Below are 15,317 nucleotides of genomic sequence, written 5' to 3'. Positions count from 1 at the left end.
TCACTCCCGGGTTCCGGCGAACCCGTCGCCCACGCACGCCGCGAGCTGCAGGTAGGCGTCCCTGGTCGCCTCCTGCAGCCGGTCCAGGTCGATCTCCGCCCCCTCCTCCAGATGCGGGTCGTACGGAACGCGGATCACCGCCCGGCAGCGCGCCGCGAAGTGAGCCTCCAGCTTCGAGATGTCCACCGCCGACTTCGACCTCGGCCGGACGCTGCACAGCACCACCGTCGCGTTCCGCACCAGGTCGCCGTAGTGGTGGGCCTCCAGCCAGTCCAGCGTCGCCGACGCCGCCCGCGCGCCGTCCACCGAGGGCGAACTGACCAGCACGATCTGGTCGGCCAGCCCCAGCACGCCGCCCATCGCGGAGTGCAGCAGGCCCGTGCCGCAGTCGGTGATGCAGATCGAGTAGAAGTTCTCCAGCACCTGCGAGACGGCCTGGTAGTCGGCCCCGCTGAACGCCTCCGAGACCGACGGGTCGCGGTCGCTCGCCAGCACCTCCAGCCGCGACGGCGCCTGCGACGTGAACGCCCTGATGTCCACGTACCGCTTGACCTGGTTCCGCTCGGTCAGCAGGTCCCTGACCGTGGCCGACGTCTCCAGCACCAGCTTGTCCGACAGGGTGCCCCTGTCGGGGTTGGCGTCGACGGCGATCACCCGGTCGCCGCGCACCTGCGCCAGCGTGGCGCCCAGCCCGACCGTCGTCGTGGTCTTGCCCACGCCGCCCTTCAGGCTCAGCACGGCCACCCGGTGGTGTCCGGTCGTCACCGGCGTACGGGCCCGCGTCAGCAACTCGCGGCGGCGCCGCACCTCCGGCGGTTCGCCCGGCTTGATCCAGCCGCCCGACGCCTTGTAGACCAGGCGGCGCCAGCCCTTGGAGGGGGCGTTCCGCCGTCCGCGCAGCAGCGACTCGGGATCAAGGCTGTCGGCGTTGGGACGTCCCGCGACAGGCGCCCGCGGCGGAGCCGCGAACACCGGCACCGGCGCCGCCCGCCGCCGCCCCACACCGGAGGCCTGCCCCTGCTCACCGCGCTCCTCGCGTTCCTCGAAGGACGCCCGCCCCGTCGACGCGCGCCCCTGCGGGCTGACCTCGCCGCCCTGAACCGCGTGCCGACCATGCACCCGCCCGCCATCCAGGAGGCCGGACTCGGACTGCTGACCGTGCCCCGGGCCGCCGTCCTGGAGGCCCGGCTGCTGACCGTACGCCCGGCCGCCGTCCTGGAGACCCAGCTGGTGGCCGTGCGCCCGGCCGCCGTCCTGGAGATCCGGCTGGTGGCTGTGCGGGCCGAGGCGGCCGACGTCAGGGAGGCTCGGCTGCTGCGGCTGCGTGTCGGGCTGCGGCAGCACCCGCCGGTCGGCGGGCCGCCATTCCGGTACGCCGCCATCGCCAGAGCCCCCCGCCCCGAACGTCCCGGTCCACTCGACCCCGGGGCCCCAGAACGTCCCGGCCCCCTCGGACGCGGAGCCCGCGAACGCCCCACGACCCTCAGACCCGGAGCCCGCGAACGCCCCAGGCCCCTCAGACCTGGAATCCCCGAACGCCCCCGGCCCCTCAGAACCGGAGTCCCCGAACTTCCCGGTCCCCTCGGGCCCGAGGACCTCGGACGCCGCGCGTCCTTCCCCGGCCTCTGTGCCGAACGTCCCGCGCCGCTCGCGGGCGGCCGCTTCGAACGCCTCCTGCGCTTCGCGGGCCGCCGCGTCGAACGCCGCACGGCCCTCAACCGCGTCGAAGGCCGCAGGGCCCTCAGCCGCGTCAGGCGCCGTCCGCCCGTCGGCACCACCGGCAGCGCCGAGCGCGCTCTCTCCCCCGGCCGCGCCGGACGCCTCCCGCCCCTCGGGACCGGCCGTCTCGAACGCCGCCCCTCCCTCGGAACCGGCCGTCTCGAACGCCGCCCCTCCCTTGGGGGCTGGGGTGTCGAGCGGTGTGCGCCGGTCGTCCGCCTGCGGCTGGAAGGCGGAGCGGGCGCCGTCACCGGGCGAGCCGGGCAGGCGTCCGACCGTCGCGGAGCCCTCCGACACAGCCGCCTTGCCAGCGCTCTCGGAACCGGCCAGTCCAGAGTCCCCGGAAGCGGCGCGCTTCGGCAGGAGACCCGGTGTGGGGCCGTCCTCGGGGTCGGCGTCCCCGCGCTCCGCCTCCGCCTGCGGGGCGAGACGAGCGTCCTCGCCCGAACGGGACGACGCCGTGGGCAGACCGTCATCGTCCGAGCCCGCCGTCGCCTCGGACGCAGGCCGCCCGACGGCCCTATCTGCCGGGCTCGTGAGCCACGCCGTACCGGAACCCTCGCCGCTCGAAGGCCCTTCACCAGCGCGCCCATCGGCAGGAGACGCCTCCCCGAAGCGCGCACCGGCCAGCGGCCCGTCCCCGGAACGAACGTCACCAGCGCGCCCGCCGCCGGGGCGGGCGTCCTTCATGGAGGAGGAGGTGGAAGCGGGCGCCGTGGAAGCGGGCGCCGTGGAAGCGGGCGCCGTGGAGGCGGGCGCCGTGGAGGCGGGCGCGGTGGAGGTGGCGGGCCTGGAGGCGGAAGGCGTGGCGGTGGCCGGCGTGGAAGCGGGAGTCGTGGGGGTGGAGGTGCTATGGGTGGAGGGCGTGGCGGTGGGGTGGTCTGTCCAGAGGGGGCTGTCGGGAGGTAGCGGCCACGGCAGGTCCGCCGTGTCCTGCTCGCCGGGTTGCTCGCCGCCCGACGGGGTAAGCCGGGCGCCCAGCGACGGCAGGGTCATCCCGTGGGGGTCGGTGTCGTCAGCCTGGAGACCCCCGGGCCTCGCGGCCTCCTGGCCCTGGCCCTGATCCTGGCCCGGACCCCGGCCCTGGCCCTGGCCCTGGCCCTGATCCTGGCCCGGACCCCGGCCCTGGCCCTGGCCCTGGCCCTGATGATCCTGGCCCTGGCCCTGGCCCTGGCCCTGATGATCCTGGCCCTGGCCCTGGCCCTGGCCCTGGCCCTGATGATCCTGGCCCTGGCCCTGGCCCTGGCCCTGGCCCTGATGATCCTGGCCCGGACCCTGGCCCTGATCCTGGTCCCGGCCGTGGTCTCGGTTCTGGCCCCTGTCTCGGACCTGGCCTCGGGCCCAGCCCCTGTCCTGGTCCTGGTCCTGGCCTTGATTCTGGTCTCGGTCCTGGTCCTGGACGGGCCCGGTGGTGGGCTCGCCTGTGGTTCGGAGCGGCTCGTCGTGGCGGGGCAGGGGCCTGAGCGGGGCGTGGAACGGATCGTCCGTCTCGGTCGGAGCGGCGGCGGCGGCGGGTGCGGCGTCGTCCCTGCGCACGTCGGTTCTGGCGCTGCCGTCGCCCGTGGTGTCACGGGTGCTCAGCCACTCGGCGGCCTCGGACTCCTCCTCCGGCAGTTCCCCGGCCGCCCCCGGGCCGTACACGGAGTCGACGGCGGCGCGGAACAGCGGCGGGGTGGGCGTCTCGTGCTGCGCGTTCGCCAGCCCCCACGGGTCCTCCGGGTACGGCGAAGCGGCGGACACCTCGACGGGGCCGGTCTTGGCGCTGACGGTGACGCTGTTGTCCTCCGTGTCCTTGATCGCGTCGAGCCACGCCAGCTGTTCCTCGAGAGATTCCTCTCGATCGTGTCTTGCCACCGTGTTCCCCCTCGGGTGGGTCTAAAGGGGCAGCAAATTACCTTGCACATTAACGTGACGGGTTCCCGAGGGGCCGGGCAACCCACAACTTCTTTGCCCGGCTACCGTGGTCGGCATGCGAGCCATTGAGATCGCCGAGCCGGGCGGGCCCGAGGTGCTGCGGTGGCATGAGGTCCCGGAGCCGGAGGTCGGGCCGGGGGACGTGCTCGTCGAGGTGGCGGCTTCCGCGGTGAACAGGGCCGACGTGCTGCAGCGCCAGGGGTTCTACGATCCGCCGCCGGGCGCGTCCCCGTACCCGGGGCTGGAGGTCTCGGGCGTGGTGGCGCGGGTCGGCGCGGACGTCGAGCACGTCAGGCCGGGCGACGAGGTCTGCGCGCTGCTGGCGGGCGGCGGGTACGCGGAGCGGGTGGCGGTGCCGTGGCAGCAGGTCATGCGGGCGCCCGCCGGGGTGCCGCTGGTGGAGGCGGCCGGGCTGCCCGAGGTGGCGTGCACGGTGTGGTCGAACGTCTTCATGACGGGCCGGCTGCGCAGGGGCGAGACGCTGCTGGTGCACGGCGGCGCGAGCGGCATCGGCACGTTCGCGGTGCAGCTGGCGAAGGCGTTCGGCTCGCGCGTGGTCGCCACGGTGGGGTCGGCGGAGAAGGCCGAGCGGGTCAGGGAGCTGGGCGCCGACGAGGTGATCAACTACCGCGAGGAGGACTTCTCGGAGAAGGTGCGGGCCGATGTGATCCTCGACATCATCGGCGCGAAGTACCTCGCCAGGAACGTCCGGGCGCTGCGTACGGGCGGGCGGCTGGTGGTCATCGGCCTGCAGGGGGGTTCGAAGGCGGAGCTGGACCTCGGGGCGCTCCTGGCCAAGCGGGCGTCGGTCCACGCGACGGCGCTGCGCTCCCGTCCGGTGGACGAGAAGGGCGCCATCGTCCGTAGCCTTGTGGACAACGTGTGGCCCCTGGTCGAGGCGGGTGCGGTCCGGCCGGTCGTGTACGCCAGGGTCCCTCTCGCGGAGGCCGCCGAAGCGCACCGGATGGTGGATTCGGGGGAGCACGTCGGCAAGATCCTGCTAGTACGGTGAGTGTTATGAGTGCTGAAGAGAACAACACCCCCCACATCGTGGTGGTGGGCCCCGACTTCCAGGGTGGTCAGGGCGACAGCGGCGAGGAAGAGCGCTCGGTGACGAACCTGGTCGAGCAGCCCGCCAAGGTGATGCGCATCGGCAGCATGATCAGGCAGCTCCTGGAGGAGGTCAGGGCGGCTCCCCTCGACGAGGCCAGCCGCAAGCGGTTGAAGGAGATCCACGAGTCGTCCATCAAGGAGCTTGAGGACGGTCTCGCGCCTGAGCTGGTGGAGGAGCTGGAGCGGCTGTCGCTGCCGTTCCACGACGACCACGGTGAGCCCCCGACGGAGGCGGAGCTGCGCATCGCGCACGCCCAGCTCGTCGGCTGGCTCGAAGGGTTGTTCCACGGCATCCAGACCACGCTGTTCGCGCAGCAGATGGCGGCCCGCGCCCAGCTTGAGCAGATGCGCCGCGCGCTGCCCGGGGTCCCCCAGGGCGACGAGGGCCCGCGTCCCCACGGCTCCGGCCCCTACCTGTAGCCCCCGGCCACCTAGGTGTAGAGCTCTTCGAGCACCAGGGCGACTCCGTCGTCGTTGTTGGCGGCGGTCACGTGATCGACCGCCGCCAGCACCTCGGGGTGGGCGTTCGCGACCGCGTACGACGTGCCTGCCCAGCTCAGCATGGGCAGGTCGTTCGGCATGTCGCCGAACGCCACCACGTCGGCGGCCTCGACGGCGTGTTCGCGGGCGAGCGCGGCGAGCGCGGTGGCCTTGGTCACGCCGTGCGCGCTCATCTCGATCAGGCCTCTGCCGCTGGAGTGGGTGGCGGTCACGAGGTGGCCGACCAGCTCGTGGACGGTGGCCAGGAGTTCGTCGGGGCCCATGCCGGGGTGCAGGGCGAGCAGCTTGGCGCAGGGCCGTGACGTCAGTGACGCGGAGTCGGCACAGACCACGTTCTGTGCCTTCCTGTCGAGCCGACCTATGAGGAAATCCGACTCATGCGCAAAACCGCCCTCATACTCGACAGAAAATGCCAGACCGGGCACGTTCGCTCTTAGCTGAGCGACGACTTCCTGGAGCGCGTCCACGGCGATGAGGTGGGATTCAACTATCCGTTCCGTATGGAGGTCGTAGACGAGGGCGCCGTTGGCGCACACCGCGAGCCCGCGGTGACGCACCGCGTCCGCCACCGGACGCATCCACCTGGGCGGACGGCCCGTCACGAACACCAGGGCCGCCCCTGATTCCTCGACCCTGGCGAAGGCCGCGACGGTACGGGAGGACACGGTTCCGTCGGTGCGCAGGGCGGTTCCGTCGAGGTCGGTGGCCACGAGACGCGGCGTCGCAAGGCTGTGCATAACAGGTTCCAGTTTGCCCTGTGATGCGTGTGGACAGAAATCTTCCCGGGGACGGGAACACCGACGCGCCAGAATGGTGTTAGATGTGATGGCGTTGTATTAGCTGATCCCGTAGTGAAAACCAGCATGACTTTGTCTGAGCCACCCCGGGTGCTTGCTGTACGACACACCGGAACCCACGAGGTGTGGGTTCCATAGATTCACATCCTGAGGGAGAGCTTTTATGGCTCAGGGAACCGTCAAGTGGTTCAACGCCGAGAAGGGCTTCGGCTTCATCGCCCCGGACGGCGGTGCGCCGGACGTGTTCGTGCACTTCTCCGAGATCGTCGGCAGCGGCTACCGTAGCCTCGAAGACGGGCAGCGGGTCGAGTTCGAGATCACGCAGGGCCAGAAGGGGCCGCAGGCCTCCCAGGTCCGCTCCATTTGACCTAGCAGCAAGGTAGGCCGGGGTTCGCTTCCAGCGGGCTCCGGCCTTCTGCTGTCCGGGGTGCGTACCGGATCACAAATGTGACTCAACTCACCTAACGGACGAACTCCCCGCCCAGGGGGGCCGTCAACCCGTACATGAGGTACGGATGGTTGTGCCACCCGGCGACCCTGTCTGCGGTGATCGTGCTGCTCATCAACGACCACCTGCTGAAGGCGGTCTGGCCCGGGTTCCTCACCGGCAAGCTGAGCGACGTGGCCGGCCTCGTCGTGGCGCCGCCGCTCCTCGCGCTCCTGTTCCTCCGCCGCGCCGACCTGGCCGCCACGCTCCTCACCGGCGCCCTCTTCACGCTCGTCAAGACCACGCAGACGGGCGCTGAGCTCGCCTCCCAGGTCTGGACCCTCGTGGCCGGCCCTTCGCGCGTCCTGGCGGATCCCACGGACCTCCTCGCCCTTCCGGCGCTCGCCCTGGCGTGGTGGATCCGCTCGGCCCCCACTCCCCCGACGCGCCTGCGCGTGCTGGCCGGCGTGCCCCTCGCCGTGCTCGCCGTGACCGCCACCGGCGCCGTCACGTACAGCGCGGCCGTCTCCGTCGAGGCGGACGACCGCCGCGTCGTCGTCCTCCTCAGCGAACAGACCGGCGGCATGACCGGGCTGGCCTCCGAGGACGGCGGCGTCACGTGGACCGCCTGGCACGGCGGCCCGGCCGGCCTGGCGCAGACCGCCCGGTGCGTCCCCGCGCAGCCGCGGCGCTGCTACAGGATCGTCCCGGGCAGCGCGTCCGTGGCGGAGTCCGACGACTACGGGGTGACCTTCCACGCCTCCTGGACGCTCTCTGAGGGCCGCAGGGAGTACCTGGAGAGAACCTACCCCGGCGCGCCCGGCCGGTACGGCCCGCAGGCCCTGGCGGTGCAGGCGCGGCCCGGCGGCGGGCACGTCGTCGTGGTCGCCGACGGCGTGGACGGCGTCGTCGTCCGCGACGTGCGGGGCGAGTGGCGGCGCGTGGGCTGGCCCTCGGTGATCAAGGCGCCGCGGAGCAACCCGGTGGCCGCCGAGCAGCGCCTCGCGCTCGCGCTCGCCACCATGGTGGCGCTGGCCGGCATCGGCACGGGCCTGCGCCGCCTCTTCCTGGCGTACACGCTCACGGTGGCGGCCACCTGCTGGGGCGTCTACCTCGTGGCCGACGCGGTCCACGAGCGCTACCTGCCGAGCCTCGACGTGGAGCAGGCGCTGCTGGGCGGCGCCGTCGTGACGCTCGCCGGCACGGCGTGCCTCGCCCTGGCCCTCGCCGGGCAGCCGAGAGCCAGGACGGTGCTCATCTCCCTGGGCCTCGGGACGCTCACGTACGCCGCCGCGACGCTGCCCTTCCACGGCTGGGCCGCGGGCGTGCCGGACGAGTACGGGCAGGCGGTGGTGGCGGCCGTCGTGCTCACCGTGGAAGTGCTGCTCGGCGGGCTCGCGCTGCTGCGGCGCGACGCCCGCCGGGTGGCGTCACTTGCGCACGGGCTCCAGCACGTCGAGCCCGACGTACGGCCGCAGAGCCTTGGGCACGACCACTGAGCCGTCGGCCTGCTGGTGGTTCTCCAGGATGGCGACGATCCAGCGGGTGGTGGCCAGCGTGCCGTTGAGCGTGGCGAGGTGCTGCGGCTTGCCGTCCTTGTCGCGGAAGCGCGCCGAGAGCCTGCGCGCCTGGAACTCGGTGCAGTTGGAGGTGGAGGTCAGCTCGCGGTAGCGGCCCTGCGTCGGGATCCACGCCTCGCAGTCGAACTTGCGCGCCGCCGACATGCCGAGGTCGCCCGCCGCCGTGTCGATCACGCGGTACGGCACCTCGATCTTGGCCAGCATGTCGCGCTCCCAGGCCAGCAGCCGCTGGTGCTCGGCGCGGGCGTCCTCGGGCCGCACGTAGGAGAACATCTCGACCTTGTCGAACTGGTGCACCCGGATGATGCCCCTGGTGTCCTTGCCGTACGAGCCGGCCTCGCGCCGGAAGCAGGACGACCAGCCCGCGTACCGCAGCGGCAGCGTGTCGCCGTCGACGATCTCCTGGGCGTGGTAGCCCGCCATCGACACCTCGGAGGTGCCGACCAGGTAGAGGTCGTCCTCGGGCAGGCGGTAGATCTCCTTGTCGTGGGCGACGTGGAAACCCGTGCCCTGCATGGTCTCGGGCTTCACGAGCACCGGCGTGATCATCGGCGTGAACCCGGCCTCGATGGCCTGCTGCATCGCCATGTTGAGCAGGCCGAGCTGCAGCCGCGCCCCCACGCCCTTCAGGAAGAAGAACCGCGAGCCCGACACCTTCGCGCCGCGCTCCATGTCGATGGCGTCGAGCGCCTCGCCCAGCTCCAGGTGGTCCTTCGGCTCGAAGTCGAAGACCCGGGGCTCGCCGTGGGTCTCCAGGACGACGTAGTCGTCCTCGCCGCCGGGCGGGGCGTCCTCCTCGACGATGTTGGGCACCGTCTGCAGGAGGTCGTCCAGCTCCGCGCCCAGCTTCTCCGCCTCGGACTCGGCCGCCTTGACCTGGCTCGCGAGGTCCTTGGCGCGCTGGAGCAGCGCCGCCTTCTCCTCGCCCTGCGCCCTGGAGACCGACTTGCCCATGCTCTTCTGCTCGGCGCGCAGCGACTCGAACGAGGTCAGCGCGGAGCGACGGCGCCCGTCGAGGTCGAGCAGCGTGTCGACGACGGAGTCGTCCTCACCGCGGGCACGCTGCGACGCCCGTAGCCGGTCGGGATCCTCACGAAGGGTACGCAGGTCAATCACAAGGAAAAGGCTACCGGCGCGGGGCGGCGGCTCGCCCCCCGATTACACCCGCCCGGCTCTGATGCGCTCCAGCCAGTCGGCGGCCTCGGCGAACTCGGTGTCGGCGGTGCCCCGCTTGATCACCGGCGCGACCCCGTCGGCGCGCGGGTAGCTGCCGAGGAAGCGCACCTCGCCGCAGATGCGGTGCAGGCCCGCGATGGCCTCGCCGACCCTGGCGTCGGCCACGTGGCCCTCGAAGTCGAAGTGGAAGAAGTAGCGGCCGATGCCGTCGCCGGTGGGCCGCGACTCGATGCGCGTGAGGTTGACGCCCCGCACCGAGAACTCGGTGAGCATCGCCAGCAGCGCGCCGGGGCGGTCGTCGGCCAGGAACACGACCAGCGTGGTGCGGTCGGACCCGGTCGGCTCGGGCAGCGCGCAGGGACGGCTCACCCGGACGAACCTGGTCACCGTGTCGGACCTGTCGCCGACGCGCGACGCCAGCTCAACCAGCCCGTAGTGCTCGCCCGCGATGCGGGCGGCGATGGCGGCGTCGTACGGCGACCCCGGCAGCGACACCTCCTGCGCCGCGGCGGCCGTGGAGGGCGCGGCCACCACCACCGCGCCTGGCAGTTCGCGCGAGACGAACGCGCGGCACTGCGTGATCGCGGCGGGATGGGTGTAGACCCGCTTGATGTGCGCGATCTCCGTGCCCGGCCTCGCCAGCAGCGAGAACTCCACCGGGAGCAGCAGCTCCGCGGTGATCAGCAGCGGCTCGCCCCACGCGAACTCGTCGAGCGTCGTCGTGATGGCGCCCTCGATCGAGTTCTCCAGCGGCACGACCGCGCCGTCGGCCTCGCCGGAGCGGGCGGCGTTGAGCGCCGCGGGGACGTTCGCGCACGGCAGACGCTCGGCGGTGGGATCCAGGAGCCTCAGGGCCTCTTCGGTGAAGGTCCCTTCCGGTCCGAGATAGGCGAGTCTGGGCATGCTTACAGCGTATCCGCAGGTTGCGGCGTCGCGCCGCCGTTTCCGGCGCCGTGTCCGCCATCGGGAGTGGCGGCCTGCGCCGACGCCGTACGCCGCCGCGGCAGCCAGGACGCCAGCAGCCACACCAGGACGATCGCCCCCAGCCCGTACCCGTTCTGGACGATCTTCCCCAGCACCGGGCTCACCACCGGGATCTCGGCGGCCTTCAGCGAGACCCCCCACCAGGGCACCGGCACCACGTAGTAGAGCCACACCCCCGCGGCCACCCACAGCCTGACCCGGTCGCGCCCGTCGCCCACGAGGGCCGCCAGCACCACGACCACCCAGGCCAGGTGGTGGATCCAGGACACCGGCGAGACCAGCACCGCCGTGAGCCCGACCAGCGCGACCGCCGTCACCGCGTCGCCCGCCGCGTACGCCCGCCGCGCCGCCGTGAAGCCGTACCAGGCGGCCACCGCCGCGAGCGCCAGCCAGAGGCCCGCCGTCACCGCGTCGTTCAGGTACAGCCTGATCAGCATGCCCCTGAGCGACTGGTTCGTGGTCGCCGCGTTGCTGCCCAGCCGCTCCGGGTCGAGCAGCGCCGAGAACCAGAAGGCGGCCGCGTCACGCGGGATCACCGCGAACGGCAGCAGCGTGAGCAGCGACGTCGTGAACGACGCCATCCAGAACGCCCGCCACTGCCGCGTGACGAGGAGGTAGACGAGGAAGACGCCCGGGGTGAGCTTGACCGCCGTCGCCAGCCCGACGAGGAACCCGCGCGGCCACCACGGCCGCCTGGCCACGCAGTCGGCCAGGCACAGCATGACGAGCAGGATGTCCACCTGCCCGAACCTGACCTGGTCGCGGATCGGCATCAGGTACGTGCAGGCCACCATGAGCGCGGCGAACGCCCAGGGCGCGTACGCGGCGAGCGGCCGGCGGGCGAGCGCGTCGCGGAAGGCGAACCAGACCGTGACGCCGAGCGCGGCGAAGACGCCCGCCGTCCACACCCACTGCGCGGTGTCCCAGGACATCACGGCCAGCCCCACCGCGAGCATGGCCGCGACCGGCGGATAGGTGAACGGCAGCAGTTGCGGCGCGGGCGTGGCGAACTCGTACACGGGGCGGCCCTGGAGCAGCATCTGGCCGCCGGTGCGGTACACGTCGAGGTCGACGAGGCGCTGGTCGTCGGGGTTGGTGAGCCAGGCGTGCACCAGCGGCGCGGCGGCCGCGGCGACCACCAGGGCCGCGAGCGCCCAGGCCCACCACTGCCGTGCGATCGCCCGCACCTCGACTCGTGTCACGATGTGGCACGTTACCGTGGCTGTTGTTCGGTCGAGGCGCAGAGTCGGGGGGTTTCCATGCCGTACGCCGCCACCGCCCCCCACGGGGCGGAGCTCGGGCGGGCCGCGCGGGCGCTCGCGGCGCTGCTGCTCGGGGCCGTCCTCGCGGCACTCACGCTCGCCGCCCCCGCGTCGGCCTCCGCCGCCGAGCAGGCGCGCGGGCGGGTGGCGCTGATCGGCGTGCCCGGCCTGGAGTGGAGCGACGTCAGCCAGGAGGCCACCCCGAACCTCTGGGCGCTGGTCGGCGCGGGCGGCTCGGCGTCGCTCTCGACGCGGGCCGTGCCGCCGCCCGACCGGGGCGTCACCTGCCCGGTGGCCGGCTGGCTCACGGTGTCGGCCGGGCAGCGCGCGGGCGCCGAGGGCCGGGGCTGCCCGGCGGTTCCGCAGCCGAGGCCCGCCGAGCCGGCGGCCACGGGCCCGGGGCCCGCCGCCGTGCCCGGGTGGGACCACCTGGCGGCGTACCAGGCGGGCACCGGCTACGACGCGAGGATCGGCACGTTGGGCGCTCTCGTCACCGCCGGGGGCGGCAAGGTGGCCGCCGTCGGGCCGGGGGCCGCGCTCGCCGCTGCCGACAAGTCCGGAAATATCGGCATGTACGCGGCCACCGTGGAGGAGCTCGGCGACCTCACCCCGTACCACCTGATCGCGCTCGACGCCGGCGACGTCGCCGCGGCCTGGTCCCGGCAGCCGCTCGACGAGTACGGCGTCCCCAGCGCGCTGCCCCCGGCCGAGCGCCGCGCCGCAGTCACCCAGGCCGACCGGCAGGTCGGCGCGCTCGTGGGCAAGCTGCCGCCCGGCACCACGATCCTCGTGGCGGGAGTCTCCGACGTCACCCCGAACGCCCACCTGCACGTCGCCGTCGCCACCGGCCCCTCCCCGTCCGGCGGGCCCTACCCGCGCGGCCGCCTCACCGCCACCTCCACGCGGCAGGACTCCCTCGTCACCATCACCGACCTGACCGCCACCGCCGTCCAGGCCCTCGGGCTGACGCCGCCGCGCGAGGTCGTCGGCCGCCCCTGGCAGTCCGGCGGCCCCGCCTCCGAGACCGCTTCCGAGACCGCTTCCGAGACCGCTTCCGAGACTGCCGCCGCGACCGTCACCGCCCTGGCCGACGGCGACCTGGCCAGCCAGGTGCTGCGCGACGTCCGCGGGCCGTTCTTCACCGTGCTGGTGACCGTCCAGCTGCTCTTCTACGCCCTCGCCGCCCTAGCCCTGCGCCGCCGCCGTCCCGCGCCCGGCGCCGCGGCGGCCTCCCGCATCCTCGTGGCGGTCCAGGTGGTGGCCGTGCTGAGCGGAGCCGTCGCCGTGTCCACGTTCCTCGCGCAGCTCGTGCCCTGGTGGAGCCTGCCGGTGCCGATGCTGTCGGTGATCGTCACGATCCTCGGCATCGCCGGGGCGATCACGGCGCTCGCGTTCGCCGGGCCGTGGCGCGCCCACGTGCTCGGGCCGCTCACCGTCGTCGCCGCCACCACCTCGCTGGCGCTGCTCGCCGACGTCATGACCGGCTCCGCCCTCCAGGTCAACGCCGTCACCGGGTACGAGCCCGTCACCGGCGGCCGCTTCTACGGCTTCAGCAACATCGCCTTCGCCGTCTACGCCACCGGCACCATCCTGGGCCTGGCCGGTGCCGCCCAGTGGCTGCTGCGCCGGGGGCTGCCCAGGCTCGCCGTGGTGCTCGCCTGCGCCCTGTACGGCGGGTTGGCCGTCTTCGCCGACGGCTGGCCCTCCTGGGGCGCCGACTTCGGCGGCGTCCCGGCGTTCGTGATCGGCCTGGCCGTCTTCCTCATCCTGCTGTCCGGCAGGCGGGTCTCCGTCGTGAAGCTGCTGCTCGTGGGGCTCGGGGGCGCGGTACTCGTCGGAGCGCTCTCCGTGTTCGACTGGCTGCGGCCCGCCGCGCAGCGCACCCACCTCGGCGCGTTCGTCCAGCAGGTGATCGACGGTCAGGCGTGGACCGTCGTCGGACGCAAGTTCAGCGCCATGGTCGGCGTGACCGTCGGCAACTGGTCGCTGACGCTGCTCTCGCTGGTCGCGCTCGCCTTCCTGTTCCTCGTGCTGAACCGGCCGTCGCGCTGGGGCGCCGCCGCGCTCGGCGAGGCGTACCGGCAGGCCCCCACGCTGCGCGCCGGCCTGATCGGCGCCCTCACCTGCGCCTTCCTCGGCTTCCTCAGCAACGACTCCGGCATCGCGATCCCCGCGATGGCGCTCACCGTGGCGGTGCCGCTGACGCTCGCGGCGTGCGTACGGGCGCTGCAGCTCGCCACGCCCACACGACCAGGACGCAGGTCAGGGCGAGCAGCACCCACGCCATCCGAGGCCTGACCACCTCACCCAGCCACGCCAGGTCCTCCGGCTGCCCGTCCACCCGCGCCGGGAGGTACGCCAGCGACAGCGCCAGCAGGTGAGCCACCGCGAACCCGTCGACGGCGGACGCCCCGACCAGCGCCAGCATGCCGAACGCCAGCCCGTCGTACCAGGGCAGCACGTACGGGGTCGCGAAGACGTACGCGACCGTCAGCGCCGCCGCCACGACCGTCGCGTCCACCTCGCCACCCCCGAACGGCCGCGCCAGGAACCCGCCCGCGCCTCCGGGGACAGGCCCGCGTGCCGCCATGCGCAGCAGCGACCACGCCACCAGGGCGAGCAGCAGCAGCGAACCGACCTGGATCTCCCCCCGGTACGCGCCCGAGCCCAGCGCCCCCTGCAGCCAGCCCTGCACGAGCTTCCACAGCGACGCCCACGACACCGACTTGCTGGTACGCGACACCGGCGCCAGCGCCTCGGGCCCCGCGACCGCGTACCCGACCACGACCACCGCCACGGCCGCGCCCGCCATGACCGCCAGCCGTGCCGGACGCCTGCGCAGCTCCCACGCCGGGCCCAGCGCCACCAGCCCCGCGTTCAGCTTCACCGCGACGCCCAGCCCCAGCAGCAGCCCGGAACCCAGCGGCCTGCCCCTGGCCAGCAGCGCCGCCACCATGCAGGCGATCGCCAGGGTGTCGGCGTGCATGCCGGCGACCAGGTGGTACAGCAGGAGCGGGTTGGCCGTCCACAGCAGGGCCGCCCGCAGCCGCCTGGCCGGGTCGTGCCGGGTGAACCGGTCGATCAGCAGGCCCGTGGCGATGAACGCCGCCGCGTTGACCAGCGCCAGCACGAAGATCGTGAGCCGGGTCGAGTCGCCGCCCACCCAGCTCGCCGCCGCCTGCACCGCCGTCGCGACCGGGCCGTACACGCTGGGCTCCTCGCGCCACGGCGCCTCCACCGCGTCGGCGACCGGGTCGCCGGGCAGGTCGGCCGCCCCATGCGTGTACGGGTCCAGCCCGAGCGTCACCATGCGTCCGTACGCGGCGTAGTTGAGATGGTCGCCGGACCCGGACGGCGGCAGGAACGCGAGCACCCCGGCCGCCAGACATCCGAGGACGACCAGCGCCCTCGCCCGCGGCAGCCAAGGCCGCCACCCCACCGCACCACCGGAGGAGGCGGGGGCGGCCGGGATCGCCGACAGGACCGCCAGCAGGCCGAACCCGCCCAGCACCAGCCCGGCGGCGGCCAGCGCGATCACGAGGTGCCCGTCGGGCCGCGCGTCGAGCCAGTACGGCGGCTGCCACCCGGGCCCGCCCAGCCCCGGAACCATCGCGGACGGCCCGAGCAGCCCGATGACGACCGTCACCACGACGGAGGCGCCAACGGCCGCGACGCCCACCTTCGTGAGCCGGTCCCGTGCCCTGCCCTGCCGCGTCTCCGGAGTCACCCGCAAATTCCAGCACACCCACCCACCGGCGACGCCCACCCCCATGAACCCGGAACGGGCGCTTCGGCCCGGGCAGAGCCGCCCAGCGCCCCTCGCGAGGCGAGCGGAAGGGGCGGC

At 73.5% G+C, this 15,317-nt stretch carries 13 protein-coding genes and 1 pseudogene; 7 read left to right on the top strand and 7 right to left on the bottom strand.

The genetic code is table 11. The features are described 5' to 3' along the window. The gene (locus tag BMX74_RS44920; RefSeq protein ID WP_256256899.1) at positions 1-2,016 is read right to left on the bottom strand and encodes a MinD/ParA family ATP-binding protein; all 2,016 of its coding nucleotides are present in this window, start codon (positions 2,014-2,016) and stop codon (positions 1-3) included. Positions 2,017-2,371: 355 nt separating this feature from the next. After that, positions 2,372-2,467 (bottom strand): annotated as a pseudogene (locus BMX74_RS46625) (hypothetical protein); the annotation flags it as partial. Between BMX74_RS46625 and BMX74_RS45500 the strand changes: the two are divergent. Genes BMX74_RS45500 through BMX74_RS11910 form a run of 4 tightly spaced genes read left to right on the top strand, consistent with a single transcriptional unit; the run spans position 2,420 to position 5,166 of the window. Next, positions 2,420-2,782 (top strand): hypothetical protein, encoded by a 363-nt coding sequence (locus BMX74_RS45500; protein ID WP_256256897.1) that lies wholly within the window; start codon positions 2,420-2,422, stop codon positions 2,780-2,782. The pseudogene BMX74_RS46625 and the gene BMX74_RS45500 sit on opposite strands and share 48 nt — an antisense overlap. Continuing rightward, positions 2,719-3,702, top strand: coding sequence for a hypothetical protein (locus tag BMX74_RS44000; protein WP_177227318.1), 984 nt, complete (start codon positions 2,719-2,721; stop codon positions 3,700-3,702). Before BMX74_RS45500 ends, BMX74_RS44000 begins: the two co-directional genes overlap by 64 nt. Further along, positions 3,689-4,645 carry an NAD(P)H-quinone oxidoreductase gene (locus BMX74_RS11915; protein WP_055504341.1) on the top strand — a complete coding sequence of 319 codons (957 nt, stop codon included), beginning with the start codon at positions 3,689-3,691 and terminating at the stop codon, positions 4,643-4,645. The genes BMX74_RS44000 and BMX74_RS11915 overlap by 14 nt, the downstream gene beginning before the upstream one ends. 5 nt (positions 4,646-4,650) lie before the next feature. After that, positions 4,651-5,166: a bacterial proteasome activator family protein gene (locus BMX74_RS11910; RefSeq protein WP_055504340.1), complete on the top strand. Its 516-nt coding sequence runs from the start codon at positions 4,651-4,653 to the stop codon at positions 5,164-5,166. A gap of 11 nt (positions 5,167-5,177) precedes the next feature. On the opposite strand, the gene BMX74_RS11905 is transcribed toward BMX74_RS11910, so the two are convergent. Then, entirely contained in the window at positions 5,178-5,984 is an 807-nt protein-coding gene (locus tag BMX74_RS11905) for a Cof-type HAD-IIB family hydrolase (RefSeq protein ID WP_055504339.1), read from the bottom strand. 223 nt (positions 5,985-6,207) lie between these two features. On the opposite strand from BMX74_RS11905, the gene BMX74_RS11900 reads away from it, so the two are divergent. Then, on the top strand, positions 6,208-6,411 hold the full coding sequence (locus BMX74_RS11900; RefSeq protein WP_020542378.1) for a cold-shock protein: 204 nt from the start codon (positions 6,208-6,210) through the stop codon (positions 6,409-6,411). Positions 6,412-6,590: 179 nt separating this feature from the next. Continuing rightward, positions 6,591-7,970 carry a hypothetical protein gene (locus tag BMX74_RS11895; protein WP_143078625.1) on the top strand — a complete coding sequence of 460 codons (1,380 nt, stop codon included), beginning with the start codon at positions 6,591-6,593 and terminating at the stop codon, positions 7,968-7,970. Here the strand turns inward: BMX74_RS11895 and serS are convergent. The 3 genes from serS to BMX74_RS11880 are packed head-to-tail and all read right to left on the bottom strand — an operon-like array spanning position 7,902 to position 11,413. Beyond that, on the bottom strand, positions 7,902-9,167 hold the full coding sequence (serS, locus tag BMX74_RS11890) for a serine--tRNA ligase (RefSeq protein ID WP_055504337.1): 1,266 nt from the start codon (positions 9,165-9,167) through the stop codon (positions 7,902-7,904). The two genes, BMX74_RS11895 and serS, sit on opposite strands and share 69 nt — an antisense overlap. 42 nt (positions 9,168-9,209) lie before the next feature. Further along, entirely contained in the window at positions 9,210-10,130 is a 921-nt protein-coding gene (pheA, locus tag BMX74_RS11885) for a prephenate dehydratase (protein WP_055504336.1), read from the bottom strand. 2 nt (positions 10,131-10,132) lie between these two features. Then, on the bottom strand, positions 10,133-11,413 hold the full coding sequence (locus BMX74_RS11880) for a glycosyltransferase 87 family protein (protein ID WP_256256895.1): 1,281 nt from the start codon (positions 11,411-11,413) through the stop codon (positions 10,133-10,135). A gap of 57 nt (positions 11,414-11,470) precedes the next feature. On the opposite strand from BMX74_RS11880, the gene BMX74_RS11875 reads away from it, so the two are divergent. After that, positions 11,471-13,771, top strand: a complete 2,301-nt coding sequence (locus BMX74_RS11875; protein ID WP_143078624.1) for a hypothetical protein — start codon at positions 11,471-11,473, stop codon at positions 13,769-13,771. Here BMX74_RS11875 and mptB read toward each other — a convergent pair. Beyond that, positions 13,656-15,200 (bottom strand): polyprenol phosphomannose-dependent alpha 1,6 mannosyltransferase MptB, encoded by a 1,545-nt coding sequence (gene mptB, locus BMX74_RS11870; protein ID WP_256256894.1) that lies wholly within the window; start codon positions 15,198-15,200, stop codon positions 13,656-13,658. The genes BMX74_RS11875 and mptB overlap by 116 nt on opposite strands. Between the last annotated feature and the right edge of the window lie 117 nt (positions 15,201-15,317).

Source organism: Nonomuraea pusilla (assembly GCF_900109355.1).
Classification (GTDB): domain Bacteria; phylum Actinomycetota; class Actinomycetes; order Streptosporangiales; family Streptosporangiaceae; genus Nonomuraea; species Nonomuraea pusilla.
The sequence above is the reverse complement of the archived record's forward strand: the minus strand, read 5'-3'. Positions and strand labels throughout refer to the sequence as shown.